Annotated in this window: 19 protein-coding genes and 1 pseudogene; 16 read left to right on the forward strand and 4 right to left on the reverse strand. The window is 59.1% G+C overall.

Annotated elements, in window-relative coordinates; genetic code table 11:
• Positions 1-40: 40 nt before the first annotated feature.
• From LQ956_RS12260 to pufB (LQ956_RS12290), 7 genes are all read left to right on the forward strand, one after another.
• On the forward strand, positions 41-484 hold the full coding sequence (locus LQ956_RS12260) for a zinc-ribbon domain-containing protein (RefSeq protein WP_238622585.1): 444 nt from the start codon (positions 41-43) through the stop codon (positions 482-484).
• A gap of 177 nt (positions 485-661) precedes the next feature.
• On the forward strand, positions 662-1,528 hold the full coding sequence (bchL, locus tag LQ956_RS12265; RefSeq protein ID WP_238622599.1) for a ferredoxin:protochlorophyllide reductase (ATP-dependent) iron-sulfur ATP-binding protein: 867 nt from the start codon (positions 662-664) through the stop codon (positions 1,526-1,528).
• Positions 1,529-1,574: 46 nt separating this feature from the next.
• Positions 1,575-3,017: a BCD family MFS transporter gene (locus LQ956_RS12270; RefSeq protein WP_238622584.1), complete on the forward strand. Its 1,443-nt coding sequence runs from the start codon at positions 1,575-1,577 to the stop codon at positions 3,015-3,017.
• 251 nt (positions 3,018-3,268) lie between these two features.
• On the forward strand, positions 3,269-3,418 hold the full coding sequence (pufB, locus tag LQ956_RS12275) for a light-harvesting antenna LH1, beta subunit (RefSeq protein WP_008931732.1): 150 nt from the start codon (positions 3,269-3,271) through the stop codon (positions 3,416-3,418).
• A 77-nt stretch (positions 3,419-3,495) separates the two neighbouring features.
• Positions 3,496-3,702, forward strand: coding sequence for a light-harvesting antenna LH1, alpha subunit (gene pufA / locus LQ956_RS12280; RefSeq protein WP_238622583.1), 207 nt, complete (start codon positions 3,496-3,498; stop codon positions 3,700-3,702).
• A 742-nt stretch (positions 3,703-4,444) separates the two neighbouring features.
• Positions 4,445-4,645 (forward strand): light-harvesting antenna LH1, alpha subunit, encoded by a 201-nt coding sequence (gene pufA / locus LQ956_RS12285; RefSeq protein WP_238622582.1) that lies wholly within the window; start codon positions 4,445-4,447, stop codon positions 4,643-4,645.
• A gap of 15 nt (positions 4,646-4,660) precedes the next feature.
• Complete coding sequence (gene pufB / locus LQ956_RS12290) at positions 4,661-4,801, forward strand: light-harvesting antenna LH1, beta subunit (RefSeq protein WP_238622581.1); 141 nt, start codon at positions 4,661-4,663, stop codon at positions 4,799-4,801.
• Between the two features lie 281 nt (positions 4,802-5,082).
• On the opposite strand, the gene LQ956_RS12295 is transcribed toward pufB (LQ956_RS12290), so the two are convergent.
• The 4 genes from LQ956_RS12295 to flgA form a co-directional block, all read right to left on the reverse strand.
• A complete protein-coding gene (locus LQ956_RS12295; RefSeq protein ID WP_238622580.1) occupies positions 5,083-5,865 on the reverse strand; it encodes a flagellar brake protein in 783 nt (260 codons plus the stop codon).
• A gap of 141 nt (positions 5,866-6,006) precedes the next feature.
• Positions 6,007-6,492 (reverse strand): flagella synthesis protein FlgN, encoded by a 486-nt coding sequence (locus LQ956_RS12300; RefSeq protein ID WP_238622579.1) that lies wholly within the window; start codon positions 6,490-6,492, stop codon positions 6,007-6,009.
• Between the two features lie 2 nt (positions 6,493-6,494).
• Entirely contained in the window at positions 6,495-6,806 is a 312-nt protein-coding gene (gene flgM, locus LQ956_RS12305; protein ID WP_238630084.1) for a flagellar biosynthesis anti-sigma factor FlgM, read from the reverse strand.
• A gap of 101 nt (positions 6,807-6,907) precedes the next feature.
• The gene (flgA, locus tag LQ956_RS12310; RefSeq protein WP_255722486.1) at positions 6,908-7,525 is read right to left on the reverse strand and encodes a flagellar basal body P-ring formation chaperone FlgA; all 618 of its coding nucleotides are present in this window, start codon (positions 7,523-7,525) and stop codon (positions 6,908-6,910) included.
• A 313-nt stretch (positions 7,526-7,838) separates the two neighbouring features.
• Between flgA and LQ956_RS12315 the strand changes: the two genes are divergently transcribed.
• The 9 genes and pseudogenes from LQ956_RS12315 to flgG all read left to right on the forward strand — a co-directional run bounded on the left by LQ956_RS12315 (position 7,839) and on the right by flgG (position 14,856).
• Complete coding sequence (locus LQ956_RS12315) at positions 7,839-8,771, forward strand: chemotaxis protein (protein ID WP_238621239.1); 933 nt, start codon at positions 7,839-7,841, stop codon at positions 8,769-8,771.
• Between the two features lie 172 nt (positions 8,772-8,943).
• Positions 8,944-9,774, forward strand: coding sequence for a CheR family methyltransferase (locus LQ956_RS12320; RefSeq protein WP_238621238.1), 831 nt, complete (start codon positions 8,944-8,946; stop codon positions 9,772-9,774).
• Between the two features lie 185 nt (positions 9,775-9,959).
• Positions 9,960-10,358 carry a flagellar basal body rod protein FlgB gene (gene flgB / locus LQ956_RS12325; RefSeq protein WP_238621237.1) on the forward strand — a complete coding sequence of 133 codons (399 nt, stop codon included), beginning with the start codon at positions 9,960-9,962 and terminating at the stop codon, positions 10,356-10,358.
• Positions 10,359-10,374: 16 nt separating this feature from the next.
• Complete coding sequence (gene flgC, locus LQ956_RS12330) at positions 10,375-10,794, forward strand: flagellar basal body rod protein FlgC (RefSeq protein ID WP_238621236.1); 420 nt, start codon at positions 10,375-10,377, stop codon at positions 10,792-10,794.
• Positions 10,795-10,806: 12 nt separating this feature from the next.
• Positions 10,807-11,484 carry a flagellar hook assembly protein FlgD gene (locus LQ956_RS12335; RefSeq protein WP_238630086.1) on the forward strand — a complete coding sequence of 226 codons (678 nt, stop codon included), beginning with the start codon at positions 10,807-10,809 and terminating at the stop codon, positions 11,482-11,484.
• Positions 11,485-11,526: 42 nt separating this feature from the next.
• A pseudogene (locus LQ956_RS12340) lies at positions 11,527-12,012 on the forward strand (flagellar hook-basal body complex protein); the annotation flags it as partial.
• On the forward strand, positions 11,992-13,278 hold the full coding sequence (locus LQ956_RS15120) for a flagellar hook protein FlgE (protein WP_430733420.1): 1,287 nt from the start codon (positions 11,992-11,994) through the stop codon (positions 13,276-13,278). The pseudogene LQ956_RS12340 and the gene LQ956_RS15120, both read left to right, overlap by 21 nt.
• A gap of 15 nt (positions 13,279-13,293) precedes the next feature.
• Positions 13,294-14,034, forward strand: a complete 741-nt coding sequence (locus LQ956_RS12350) for a flagellar basal body rod protein FlgF (RefSeq protein ID WP_238630087.1) — start codon at positions 13,294-13,296, stop codon at positions 14,032-14,034.
• A gap of 33 nt (positions 14,035-14,067) precedes the next feature.
• Positions 14,068-14,856, forward strand: coding sequence for a flagellar basal-body rod protein FlgG (flgG, locus tag LQ956_RS12355; RefSeq protein WP_238621232.1), 789 nt, complete (start codon positions 14,068-14,070; stop codon positions 14,854-14,856).
• Positions 14,857-14,867 lie beyond the last annotated feature (11 nt).

Genomic DNA, 14,867 nt, shown 5'->3' on the forward strand with positions numbered 1-14,867 from the left:
GGCCTGAGTACATGGCAATCAATTCTACAGGGGATCAGAAATGGCATTGATAGACTGTCCTGAATGCGGACGTCAGGTCTCGGACAAGGCACCTACCTGTCCGGGCTGCGGTGCACCCATCGCCGCCCTGGAGTCCACCGAGTCCCAGGCCTGGCAGCAGACCGCCTCCGAAGAGCCGGCAGAGGCTCAGACCCGGACCCCGGTGGAGCAGCAGGAGCCGGAAGTGGACGAGGAATGGCTGCGTGGTGAGCAGGAATACCTGGCTTTTACCGATCGGGTTCAGCGCCATCGCATCATGTCGGTGGTACTGTTCTTCGCTGGTCTGAGCCTGGGCATGGGCATGAAGAGCTTCATGGGGACCGGCGGTGATGAAGGTCGCGCCCTGGTATTCTATATCGCTGATATCATGGTCTATGCAGGGATTATCTGGCTGTTCTACAACGAGGCCAGAAACCTCTGGTACCACCGCAAGCTGGGCGGTTGAAAAAAAACCGTCCCGGGGCAGGTTTTTGCCGTAGTGGTCCCGGCCCGGGATGGCCGGCAGGCCCTTTTTTCCCGTTTTCCACGTCGCGTTACTTCGGCGGAATTTATTAGATGATCGCGTCGAAGGCATTTCCGAGGAGGCTAATGCGTGAATTCCACTTGCAATAACGACTGCCCCATGCCGCCTGATGGCGAGGGCAGTGTCCAGGTTGCCATGGACCCTAATCTGGACATCGGTTCGGCGCGCGTGTTTGCCATCTACGGCAAGGGCGGCATCGGCAAGAGCACAACGTCTTCCAACCTGTCGGCCGCCTTTTCCCGGCTTGGCAAACGGGTGTTGCAGATTGGGTGTGACCCCAAGCACGACTCCACCTTCACGCTCACCAAGCGCATGGTGCCTACAGTCATCGATGTGCTGGAGTCAGTGAACTTCCATGAGGAAGAGCTGCGCCCTGAGGACTTCGTCTTTGAAGGCTACAACGGTGTCCTGTGCGTGGAGGCGGGCGGTCCGCCGGCGGGTACCGGCTGCGGTGGATACGTGGTGGGTCAGACAGTGAAGCTACTCAAACAGCATCATCTGCTGGAAGACACTGACGTGGTGGTGTTCGATGTGCTGGGCGACGTGGTCTGTGGCGGGTTTGCCGCGCCACTGCAGCATGCCCATCAGGCTCTCGTCGTGACGGCCAATGACTTTGACTCCATTTTTGCCCTGAACCGCATCGCCGCCGCCATTGAGGCCAAGGCCAAGAACTATCAGGTACGCATCGGCGGTGTCATTGCCAACCGCAGTGTGAACACCGATGAGATCGACCGCTTCAACGAGGCCGTGGGCCTCCAGCGTCTGGCCCATTTCCCCCTGCTGGATGTGATCCGCCGCAGTCGCCTGAAGAAATCCACCGTGTTCGAGATGCCGCCTGAGGATGAGCTCAAGATCGCCCAGGACGAATACATGCGCCTGGCGCAATCCCTGCTGGACGGAGTGGAATCCCAGCGGGCCAAGCCGATGAAAGATCGCGAAATCTTCGATTTCCTGGGATTTGACTGATGAGTGCTAACGTATCCGTTCATTCCGGCCGCGGGGAGTCCTGGCGATGAGCAAGGGTGTATCCGGTGCTTTCATGGGACTGCTCGGCCGGTTCGGTACCAAGATCCTGCCGTTTGCCGATGCGGCCACCAAGGATTTGCCGCTGCCGCGATTGTTGCGCCTGGCGCTGTTTCAGGTGGCCGTGGCCATGTCCATGGTCCTGCTTACCGGGACCCTGAACCGGGTCATGGTGGTGGAGCAGGGGGTCTCGGCCTGGATCGTGGCCCTGATGGTGTCGCTGCCCCTGCTGTTTGCCCCCTTGCGGGCACTGATGGGGCATCGATCGGACAATCACCGGTCCGCCTTCGGCTGGCGGCGGGTACCCTACCTATGGATGGGGACGCTGCTGCAGTTCAGTGGTCTGGCCATCATGCCCTTTGCTCTGTTGGTGCTGTCGGACGGTAGCGGGCCGGCCTTTCTCGGTCCGCTGGCGGCTGCCATTGCCTTCCTGCTGGTGGGGGCGGGCATGCACATGACCCAGACCGCGGGCCTGGCCCTGGCCACGGATCTGGCCGCTCCCGAACAGCGTCCTCGTGTCGTGGCCCTGCTGTACGTGGTGCTGTTGCTGGGCATGGTGCTTGCGTCCTCCATCTTTGGTTTCGTGCTGACCGACTACACGCCGGGACGACTGATCGAGGTGCTGCAGGGGGTGGCCGTACTGACCATCCTGCTGAACCTGGCGGCCCTGTGGAAGCAGGAGGCGATCAATCAGCAGCGTGCCAAGGCCCGGCACGAACCAAGTGTCCCCTTCATGGAAGCCTGGCGATCCTTCAGCGGCATCGGCCATATTCGTCGCTTGCTGGTGGTGATCGCCCTGGGAACCGCCGGATTCAATATGCAGGACATCCTGCTGGAACCCTATGGTGGTGAAATTCTGGGCATGTCGGTGGCAGCCACCACCACACTGACCGCCACCTGGGCCACGGGTATGTTGATTGCCTTTGCCCTGGCGGCAAGACTGCTGACCCGTGGCGCCAACTGCTACCGGATTGCCGCCACGGGGGCTGGTGTTGGGGTCCTGGCCTTCATCGTGGTCGTGATCGCGGTGCCGATGGATTCCACCATCGTCTTTCGTTGCGGCGCTTTCCTGATCGGTTTTGGTGGCGGCCTGTTTGCGGTGTCCACCCTGCTGGCAATGATGGGCTTTGCCCAAAATGAGCAGAGCGGCATGGCTGTGGGTGCCTGGGGCGCGGTGCAGGCGACCGCCGCCGGGGGTGCCATCTTCCTGGGCGGTGCCATTCGCGACATTGTGGGCTGGATAACCGGCAGTGGCTGGCTGGGAGAGGCCTTGACCGCGCCGGCCACCGGATATCTGGCGGTGTACTACCTGGAGATTGTCCTGCTGCTGGCTGTACTGGTGGTGATGATCCCATTGCTGCGTGCCAGGGAAGAACCACCTGCTGCCGGCCCGCAGGGCAAGTTCGGCATGACTGACTTCCCGACCGTCTGAAAGCCCTTCTTCCCCGGTGTTTGGCCGGGGAAGAAGGGGGGCGGGATGAAAAACTTGACCCCGGTCAACAGCAGTGCCGCATTCGCCTCGAAAGCATGTTCTCCCCCGTTGACACGGAAACGTGTCAGCGTAGACTTACAGCCAGACTCAAGGCAGGGGATTGAAGCCCGAATTCAGGGCAACGAAGCGAATACCGCTGCTGGAGTCGATGAATTCGAGTAGTCACAGCAAACCCTATGGAGGGTCTTTGAATGTCCGACGAATACGTGCAGAGCATTTCCGGTCTTACCGAAGAGCAGGCCAAGGAATTCCACGAGCAGTTCAAGACCACCTTCACCGTGTTCATGGCGCTTGCCGCTGCTGCTCACTTCCTCGTCTACGTGTGGAGACCGTTCTACTAAGAACGGCACCACTGCACGGTCATCCCGTGCGACTTTGACTGAGCTTCAGTTCGAAAATAATTGACAGGGTGATTCCAATGAGCGAATACAGAGCAAAGCGGCCGAGCAATCCTTCCGACGACTGGAAGCTGTGGCTGGTGGTCAACCCCGGCACTTGGCTGATGCCGATCCTGATGGCTGTTCTGGTGGTGGCCTTGGCTGTGCACGCTTTCGTGTATGCCAACGACAGCTACAACCCGCTGCGCGGCGATGTGACCGCTGTGCAGGCTGAGGAAGCTGCCTGAGTCGCTGATTCCTTAATCAGCGCTTCAGTGTAATTATAAAAACGGCCGGCGAGTTATCGCCGGCCGTTTTTTTTGTCGCCAAGTTTTGTATGGATGAGCATGATTGCTTGAGCTTTCAGGCGAAGGAATGGTGAGTTTTTCCCGGCTTTAATGCGTGCGCCGTGCAAGCCCCGGTTCTGCGCTGTCAATGTTCCCCCTGGCCATGCTTCTGATGGAGCCTGAGAGAGGCTTCCAGAAGCTTGCAGAACCATCCCCGGGGGCTTTGCATGTCGTGCTGAAAACTGCGTGGCGGAGGTGCGTTGATGTCGTCGAACAGCCCTTCTTCGAGAAACTGATCTGCGTCAGTAAAAGACCCGCCCCGTGTTATCGGCAGCCCTCTGGAAGTTAGATTTCCGATTATGTAACTTCATGTTTTTAAATGGTAATAATGAGTTTTTCGGGCTTGTGGACGGGGTTTTCGGGGTTGGTAGGTTGCCTTGACATTTAGGCCTGTCAACGTAGACTTACAACCATGCTGCAACGGTATCCGACGCCTTTGATTGTCCTTCGGCTGGGGTTGCAGAATATAAAACCCGATCAGGGAGCTTTCGGTCCAAGTGCTTTATAAAGTAAAGAACAGGGCATGAAGACCGAATGATTTAAGAGCACTTTGAGACAACCTTAACCGTTTTATGTTGGCGGTGGTTGCAAACATCCTGGCCATCCGTGATGGTCAAGGTTATAAACCAAGAGGGCAATATCAATGAGTGAATACAGACCGAGCAAGCCGAGCAACCCCAGAGACGATTGGAAGCTGTGGCTGGTGGTTAACCCCGGCACCTGGCTGATGCCCATTCTGATGGCTGTTCTCGTCGTGGCTCTGGCCGTGCACGCCTTTGTGTATGCCAACGACAACTACAACCCGCTGACCTTCGACGCCAGCGCCGTTGAAGCTTCTGAGTAACGGAGAGAATAGACCATGAATGACAATAGCATCTCGGGCCTGAGCGAAGAACAAGCCAAGGAATTCCACGAGCAGTTCAAGACCACCTTCACCGTGTTCATGGTGATCGCTGCTGCTGCGCACTTCCTGGTGTTCCTGTGGAGACCCTTCTACTAAGAAGGTCTTGGCAGTCGCTGTATTAGCAGTGCAGGTAGAGGTAGCTTGAAAGACTCTGAAAGTGTGCGCATCGTGACTTTGCAGAGGCCGACGCCACACGAGTTTTCAGGCTCCTCTACCTTCCTTTTTTAAGGCGTTCTAAATTGAATTGATCCCAGGGCAGGTTGCGGATTGATTCGGTCTCCAGCCCATTAGCCGCCCTTTTCTTGAGCCACTATCCTTCAGCTTCATCCTCCCCCGGATTCGGCCTCCGAGTCCATGAGGCCCCCGTTATTCGGCTGCTATTGCCCGGGAGGATAGAGCCCTTTGTGGCCGGCACCATTCTGGTGAACCCTCTCGCGCTCCATGAGCAGCAAGGCCCTCAGCAGCGTCTGTTCATCCGTCTGTGAAAGGTCATAAAAACGCCCGCCGATCAGTCTTTCACCGGTTTCCCTATCGTCGGACGCAAAGCGTATCTGAATGCCGCATTCAATAGGCTCGTTGCCGGAGAGGACGAGTTTGCTGAGTGTCAGCAGGTCTCTGGCATGGATAGGGGTTTTGATCGGGAAAGCGGCGCGAAGTCCCCCCAGCGATATGTCCGCGAGGTTGCCGTTGAAGTGACGCCCGTCCCTGTCTACCAGGGTCACAGGCGTACCGAGGGCATCATCCACCGGGGCACGGAAATGCGCGCGTTTCTGCTCGCTGTCCAGTTCGGCCGGCATGGAGACGACGTAGAAGGCTTCGCCATCGTGCTCTCCGGAGTGAAGGACTTCCGCACGGAAGTGCAGGCAGGATGCGTTGAGTACCGCGTACACATGGACCTGCTGCCCGGCCGCCATGCGTAAATTACCCTGATAAGGACTCAACTCGCTCAGGAACAGCCATCCGCGGGATGGGTCCATGCGATTCAGGGTGCTGTGGAAGAATTCCTGATCCTGGCCGAAACGGATGCTGATGGAGGCGCGGCGGGCCTCCAGATCTCTGAGCAGGGCATTGATGCGTTCCTGCCTCAAGATACGGTCACCCGGGTGTCCCGGCGGAGGGGTACGCACGGTCGTCTGCGTCTGATTGGTGGGCTGGTTCATGGCCGGGTTCTCCGCGCTCTTTGACCTCCAGACGGATGACTTTCTCTGGAGCCTATACTGAGGCTAGCACAGTCTGAGAAAGAAACAGTCTTTAGTGCGGGTGCATGCAGGATTTATCGGCGTCGGCCGGGGGGGGAGGGGTCAGGCTTTGGTGATGGTGCGGGAATTTGCCCCGGAAGAGGTGGTCCGCCCGCGAGGGCCGTACAGTTCAGTACGGGCGTCTTCGCCTCGCAGGATGTGTAGCGCTTGCTCTACGTGCCGGCGCTTGGTTTCCACCACGCCGCCATTGGTGAGATTGAGCTGACGGCATCTCGCTATGATGTCCACCAAGCGATCCCAGACCGGGCTCAGAATGCGTTCAGTATCCCAGTCACGTAGACAGCATGCCATGCCCTGGGCGTTGTTCTCATAGCCTTCCCGTTTGAGCAGGGCGCCCTGCTCCCGGGTGAGCTGCTCCAGCCGCTCAACCTGCCGCTGCTTTTCGGCGATGGCCAGATTGAGGGTATCGAGGTCCCTTGCGCTCAGGGCCTGCCCTTCCAGTTGCAGGGCATGCTCCAGCGACGAGGCCTCCCGCACCGAGTGGGTCAGAATCTGTTCCAGTTGCTCCGGAAACGAGCGCATGTTCATGGCTAGAACAGGTCTTCGGTCTTGAGGATATTATTGGCCACGGATTCGGCGTTGACCTCATAGCGTCCTTCCTGGATGGCCAGGCGGATGGCGGCTACCTTTTCCTGGTCGACGGCGGGCTGTGCCTTGGCATCCTGTTCCAGCGTACTCAGGCGGCGGGCAGTCTCCGTCAGAGTAACCTTATCGCCCGCCGGGCCGGAAAGCCCCGCAGCACCACCGCCTGACCGCGAGCCTCTGGCAATGTCGGAGGCACCACGGCTTTCTCCGGCACTTCGCGGCTGAGTCTGAGTTAAATTCTTGATGTCGATGGACATGTTGCGTTCCTCGCGTGCACTGAACGACCACTTCTTAGGAAGAGTATCGGCCGGTTTTCAGGTTTCTTTAGGGCTATTAGGGGGATTCAGTGCGACCTGACTCACATATTAACACCCACCACTCCGGCTGAGAGTACCCGGCCTTCCACAATGCGCCGGGATGACAGGTTGCGAACCTGAACTCGGTCTCCATGCGCCCCATCCGCGAGTGCCTGGCCCTCCATGCGCACGGATAGGTCGGTGTTTTGCGCCACCAGCGTGACCTTTTGTCCTCGTTGCACCAGCCGCTGGGGCTCGACCATCTGTGGAGACAGGGCCGTGCCGGCGGGCAGGGCCCGCCTGAGGACCATGTTGGTGACCTCCGCCGGATCCGTGAGATATCCGCTGTGCATGTTGCCCAAGTCGCGTAATTCGAGCCTGATGTCATTTTGGGAGAGCAGGGTGCCCCGGGGGAGGGCACGCTCCAGGACAACGACTTCTCCGCGGACCACCACCTGCATGGGCACGAACAGGCTCCAGGGCGAGGGGGCGGTGCAGCGAACCCCTACGGTGGTGTGCCCCGTCATTCTGGCCCCGGCCGGCAAGAAGGTTTCCAGGGTGGTGTCGCAGGCCCTCAGTCTAAGGCGCGGGTCCAGTGAGCCCCGGCTGATACGCACATCCACGTGATCACCGTGATGAGCGCGGGCCTGATGACCGAGAAACGCACCGGCAGATGTCAAAATACTGTCGTGAGACTGTGTTTCCACTGCCATAAGATTGATGGGGGTGCAGGCCAGCAGGCCTGCGAACAAAGTCAGGCCGATCCCGAATCGGCGCTTCCGGAAGCTGAAAAACATCGTACCGCTACCTCGCTTGATGGCTCATCACCACACCCTTGGGGTATGTCATGAAGCGCCGGATAAGTGGCGCATGATGTCCTTTGGGGGGTATGCTGCAAAATGAAGGCCAAAAAAATTTCAAGAAATCTTCGCCGGTGCCGATCATACTTGTGCATGAGAGGGTATGATTTGAAAATACCCGCAGGAGAGCCCGATGAGCAGCTTGCTGGATGACGTCGATCGCCGGACTCAGATGGTGGGGCAGAATCGTCTGGAACTGCTCCTTTTCACCTTGGGTACCCGTCAGTTATTTGCCATCAATGTATTCAAGGTGCGGGAGGTCATTACCTGTCCCGCATTGAGTCGGCTTCCCAGCGCCCATCCGATCATCCGTGGAGTGGCTACCCTGCGCGGCAAGACGGTATCCGTGGTCGATCTTGCACAGGCCCTGAGCATGTCGCCCGTCGGCTCCGGAGAGCGCGGATCATTCGTCATTCTTACTGAATTCAATCGTTCCGTTCAGGGACTTCTGGTGGCATCGGTGGATCGCATCATCAACCTCAACTGGGATCAGATTCGACCGCCTCCCCGTGGCACACATAAAGACAGTTTTTTGACGGCTGTGACCCAGGTCGACGATCGTCTGGTGGAGATCATTGATGTGGAAAAAGTGCTGGAGATGGTCACCGGTCCGGCACGGGATGTCAGCGATGCGCTGGTATCCAGCAGCCGTGGAGGGGGGAGAGTGCGATGCGCCCTGGTCGCCGACGACTCTACGGTGGCGCGCAAGCAGATCGTGCGCGCCCTGACCCAGATCGGCGTGGAATCGGTGGTGGTAAATGATGGCAGACAGGCACTGGACAAGTTGCTGGAAATGGCTGCCCAAGGCCCCATCGAGCAGCAGATCGGGATGGTGATATCCGATATCGAGATGCCGGAGATGGATGGTTACACGCTCTCCGCCGCCATCAGGAAGGAGCCGGCCCTGTCCGGGCTGTACGTTGTGCTCCATTCTTCCCTGAGCGGGACCTTCAATGAGACCCTGGTCCGCAGGGCGGGGGCTGACCGTTTTTTGCCCAAGTTCAGCCCCGATGAGCTGGCAGAGGCCGTACTGGGACACCTGCAGATGGGTGATGACGCGAAATAAGGACCCATGGCCGGCATCTTCATGCCGCCCGGCGGTTATTGTGTGCCCCTTGGGCGGCAGCGCGGCATGCCCCTTTTGAGGTGTCTCGAAGGTATACTGGTGGCGCTGCCTATTGAGCAGTACGACGGCTTGCGTTCTACAACGAAAGATTGATCGATCACAGGAATCCACCTTGTCAGGCCCTATCGAATCTCAGGATTACGAGGATTTCAGGCTGTTTCTGGAGAAGTCCTGTGGACTGGTCCTTGGGGAAAACAAGCACTATCTGGTGAACAGCCGCCTGTCGCGGCTCATGGGTGAATTCTCGGTCTCTTCCGTCAGCGATCTGCTCAGGCAGCTGAAACTGGGGCGCAATCCCGGTCTGCGGGAACGGGTCATCGAGGCCATGACCACCAACGAAACCTACTGGTTTCGGGATGTCTTTCCCTTCGAGATCCTCAAGAATCAAATCTACCCGGAGTTGGCCAAGCAGAAGGGTTCGGGTTATGCCCCGCGTATCTGGTGTGCCGCCTGTTCTTCCGGGCAGGAGCCTTATTCCATCAGCATGGGGTTCAGTGAATACCAGCAGTCCCGGCCCGGCAGCTTGCGGGATGTCCAGATCCTGGGAACGGATATCTCGGGCGCCGTGTTGAAGGAGTCCCGTGAGGCCAGCTACGATTCCTTGGCGGTCGCACGTGGCCTCTCCCTTGATCGCCGCAACCGGTTTTTCGTTCAGAATGGTGATCGCTGGGTTCTTCGCCCGGATATCAAGGCTCGAGCAAGTTTTCGTGAGTTCAATCTCATGGACAGCTATACCCTGTTGGGGCGTTTCGACGTGGTTTTCTGCCGCAACGTGCTGATCTATTTTTCGATCGACTCCAAGAAGCTGATCCTGAAGCGTATTTCCCAAATTCTCAATCCGGGTGGGTATCTCTTCCTGGGGGCATCCGAGTCGATGGCCAATTACTCGGATGCCTTTGAGATGGTGCGTTGCAATCCCGGGGTGGTTTACCGCCTGCGCTGAGCGGGCAGGGTGTCAATAACCCGACCCGCCCTCAGGGGGCGGGACCCTCCAACCGGCGGTATCTTGCCGTGGCAGTCAGTCCGATTCAGGACGCCTTTTACCCAAGCCTTTAAGAAACCTGCCTTTTTTTTTATGGCACGCGGATTGCATTTCGACCTTCAGGAACATTTCTTGAGGTCGAGTCCATGCCACTTTCCATAGACAGGGCCATTGGTATCCACGGCGATGCGCTGCAGGTGCGCTCAAAGCGCCTGGAGTTGCTCGCCTCCAATATCGCCAATTCCGATACCCCCAACTACAAGGCGCGGGACCTGGATTTTCGTCAGGTGCTCAGCCGTGCACATCAACCTGATGCACTGGGTCTGCGCCTCACCCACGCCGCCCATATTGCCACTGATGCCTCGGGGCAGGGCATGGGCGAGCCGCTCTACCGGGTGCCCACCCAGCCATCCCTGGACGGCAATACGGTGGACCCCCAGCTGGAGCAGGCGGCCTTTGCCGAAAACACCGTGCAGTACCAGGCCAGCCTGGATTTTCTCAGCAAGAAATTCAGCGGCCTGCGTACGGCCCTGAAAGGCGAATAGGCCGGGAGATTAACCCATGAGCAACATGTTCAAGATCTTTGACGTCTCCGGTTCGGCGCTAAGCGCCCAGTCGGTGCGTCTGAACACCATCGCCAGCAACATGGCCAATGCCCAGGTAGCCAGCACTACCCCCGAGCAGGCCTACCGTTCCAAACAGCCGGTATTCCAGACGGTGATGGACCAGTTCGGCAGGAGTGCGTCCACCACCCCGGTGCGGGTGGCCGGCATCGTCGAGAGCCAGGCCGAGCCCTTCGTGAAATATGAGCCCCATCACCCGCTGGCCAATGAGCAAGGGTATGTCTACATGCCCAACGTGAACCTGGTGGACGAGATGGCCAACATGATCTCCGCCTCCCGCAGTTACGAGAACAACGTGGAGGTGATGAACACCACCAAGCAACTGTTGCTGCGGACCCTACAGCTGGGTCAGTCATAGGAGGGATGAGACATGAGTGTCATTGACGCCAATACCCTGGCCAGTTTGGGGCTGACCTCGGCCGCCGGGCAGGGCAAGGAATCCAGCCGGGATGAGCTGGGACAGGCGGATTTCTTCAAGCTGATGATCACCCAGTTGCAGAATCAGGATCCCTTCGAGCCCATGGAAAGCGGCGATTTCCTGGGTCAGATCGCCCAGTTCGGCACGGTCAACGGGATCGGCGAGCTGCAGAAATCCTTTGAAGGCATTGCCCAGGCCATGCAGGCCAACCAGACCCTACAGGCCGCCGCTCTGGTGGATCGCGAGGTCCTGATCCCCGTGGATCTGGCGGTGCTGGGTGACGAGGGAGGCATCCGCGGTGGAGTGGACCTGAAATCCTCCGCCAATGACTTGACGGTAAATGTCTACAACGAGGCGGGTGTGCTGGTAAGTCGCATTCCCATGGGCGGGCAGGGGAGCGGCGTGAAGTCCTTCGTCTGGGACGGCACTACCACGGAGGGCGAGCGGGCACCACCGGGGGTGTATGAGTTTCGCGCCGAGGCTCAGCTGGATGGCCAGACCAGCCAGCCCCAGACCCTGCTCAATGCTCGGGTGGACAGCGTCCGTACCGGGCAGGCCGGCGGGGGAATCACGCTGATCGTTGAAGGCTTCGGTGAGATCGACCTGGCCACGGTCCGGCAGATCGGTTGAGACGCGTCTTTAGAAACAAGCTAATAAACTGAGGATTACACCATGCCATCATTCAACATCGGTCTGACCGGTCTGAACGCGGCTTCATCGGATCTGCAGGTGACGGGTCATAACATTGCCAACTCCTCCACGGCGGGCTTCAAGCGCTCCCGTGCCGAGTTCGCGGACGTGTTCGCACTGTCCTACACCGGGGTCTCCAAGACGGCCACCGGGAGTGGCGTCAACCTGGCGTCCGTGACCCAGCAGTTCACTCAGGGGGACCTGAACTTCACCGACAACAACCTGGACCTGGCCATCAACGGGCAGGGGTTCTTCATTCTGGATCGCGGCGGCATTACCGAGTACACCCGCGCCGGGCAGTTCCAGGTGGATCGGGAAGGCTTCATGGTCAATGCCGCCGGGCAGCGCCTGATGGGGTATCCGCCCGATGGTGGGAACCTGCTGCAACCGATTCGTCTCACCACAGGGGACTCGGCGCCAAATCCCACCACGACGATTGATGCGTTGATGAATTTGAGCTCTGAAGCAGTGCCCATTGGCGGGGTTCAGCATCTGAACCTGAAAGGTGAAGTCACACCCCAGGAGTTATTGAATGTTCTGACTGTGCCTGACGGGCTTAATGATGTTGCTGGTGTCAATATTATTTTGAATGCCGCTGGTGCGGTTGAGATAGAAAATACCTCAGGTCAGGAACTGAGGTTTGGTTCACCCGGCAATGTCGTGATAGCCGATGGTGCCACGGCCACGTTGGACGCTTCGGTTTTTCAGCCGGGGCAGCGTTTGACGTGGACTTTTGATGGTGATCTCGGCACTGGCCGTACTGCGGAGCTACCAGCAACAGTAACGGCCAATTATCTTGAATCGAAAATCAGCAGTCTTATTCCAGGCGTCACCGCAGTGGCTGGGGCAGACGGTTCAATTGAAATCACCAACAATACCAGCAATCCCGTGACGATCAGTTTCCCCGGTGGTGAATTCAATCTTGGTTCTAATGCTGTGGATACCATCGCCGCTGCTGAAATTGATGATATGGAGCCTGGGCAATTCATTACATTGACATCGACAGGCGAGATTCAGCCTATCGACCCGCAGGACCCTGAAACATTCAATTATTCAACTTCATTGACGGTCTATGACTCATTGGGGTCTGCCCGGACGGTTTCCCTGTTCGTGCAGCGCCAGCCTCCACCCGAGGAAAAGACCTGGGATGTGGCCGCTTACATGGATATCGGTGGTGAGCAGGTCAAGGTAGGAGAGAGCAAGCTGGCTTTTGATAATGACGGTTCACTGGATAGGGCCGCCACCCAGCCATTGGTTCTCAGTGCAACCGGCCTGCCCAACGGTGCAGCGGATCTGGAAATCGCCGTCGACTTCGGCCAGACCACCCAGTACGGCAACAAATTCAGCACCACCGCATTGAGGCAGGACGGTTATGCCGCCGGCCAGCTGGTGAGCGTGGACGTGGACACGGACGGTACCGTGTTTGCGCGCTATTCCAACGGCGCGAACCGCTCCCTGGGGCAGGTAGGGCTGGCCAACTTCGACAACCCCCAGGGTCTGCAGCCCGTGGGCGGGACCAACTGGGTGGTGTCGTCCAGCTCCGGCGAGCCCCTGCTGGGGCGCGGTGGTGAGTCCAACTTCGGCCTGATCCAGGGCGGCGCCTATGAGGCGGCCAACGTCAACATCGCCGATCAGTTGGTGAAGCTCATCACCGCCCAGCGTAACTTCCAGGCCAATGCCCAGGTGATCAGCACCGCCGACACCCTGACGCAGACCATCATCAATATCCGTTAACGGAGGTAGCGACTGATGGACCGCATGCTTTACATCGCCATGACCGGCGCCCGGGAGGCCGCGCACTCCCAGCAGGTCAACACCCATAACCTGGCCAATGCCAACACCACCGGGTTTCGCAAGAGCCTGGAGGTGTTCACCAACCACCCCTTGCGGGGGCCGGTGTTCGACAGCCGGGACTATGCCCAGCTTCAGGCCGTGGAAGCGGATTTCACCCATGGTCCGCAGATTGCCACCGGCCGGGATCTGGACGTGGCGGTGCAGGGGGACGGCTGGATTGCGGTCCAGGCCATGGACGGTACCGAGGCCTACACCCGGGCGGGCAATTTCAAGGTGAACAACGTGGGCCTGCTCACCACCGGTGATGACCTGCCGGTACTGGGCGAAGACGGCCCTATCGCCATCCCGCCCTTCGAGACCATTCTCGTGGGTGGTGACGGCACCATCAGCATCCGCCCCATTGGCCAGGAGGCCAATGTCCTGGCCGAGGTGGGACGGGTGAAACTGGTGAATCCGGCTCTGCAGGATCTGGCACGGGGCGAGGATGGCCTGTTCCGCCGCGGCGATGGCCAGGTGGAAGAGGCTGACGCCGCCGTTTCCCTGACCTCCGGGGTGCTGGAAGGCAGCAACGTCAACACCGTGCACGCCATGGTCAACATGATCGAACTGGCACGGAACTACGAGACCCACGTAAAGCTTATGAAGACCGCCGAAGACCTGGATCGCAGCAGCGCACAGCTGTTGCGCATGTCCTGATCGGCCGGCCATGCCTAGCAGGAGGACAAGATCATGAATCAAGCACTCTGGATCGCCAAGACCGGGCTGGATGCCCAGCAGACCCGCATGTCGGTGGTCTCCAACAACCTGGCCAACGTGAACACCACGGGCTTCAAGAAAGGGCGCGCCTCGTTCGAGGATCTGATCTATCAGACCGTGCGTCAACCAGGTGCCCAGTCGGCACAGAACAATCAGCTGCCCACCGGACTGATGACCGGGGTGGGGGTGCGCACCGTGGCCACGGACAAGATCTTCACCCAGGGGAACCACATCCAGACCGACAATGCCCTGGACATCTCCGTTCAGGGGCGGGGGTTCTTCGAGATCCTGACCCCCGAGGGCAACATCGCCTACACCCGGGACGGCAGCTTCCAGCTCAGCGCCGATGGTCAGATGGTCATGTCCAACGGCTTTGAGCTGCAGCCGGGGATCTTCATTCCGGAAGGGGCCACCAGCGTCAGCGTCAGTCAGGACGGCATCGTCAGCGTCACCTTGGCAGGCCAGGAAAATGCCCCGGTGGAAGTGGGCAATATCCAACTGGCCGACTTCATCAATCCCGCCGGTTTGCAGCCCATCGGCCAGAACCTGTTTATCGAGACCGCCGCCAGCGGCGCGCCCCAGCAGGGCAATCCCGGTCAGGACGGCCTGGGCCGCCTGATGCAGGGTTCCCTGGAGAGTTCCAACGTGAACATCGCCGAGGAACTGGTGAACATGATCGAGACTCAGCGGGCCTACGAGATCAATTCCAAGGCCATTTCCACCTCCGACCAGATGATGCAGTACATCAACAACAACCTGTAATCCCGGCCCGA

The sequence above is a fragment of the Ectothiorhodospira lacustris genome, from assembly GCF_022227845.1.
Lineage (GTDB): Bacteria > Pseudomonadota > Gammaproteobacteria > Ectothiorhodospirales > Ectothiorhodospiraceae > Ectothiorhodospira > Ectothiorhodospira lacustris.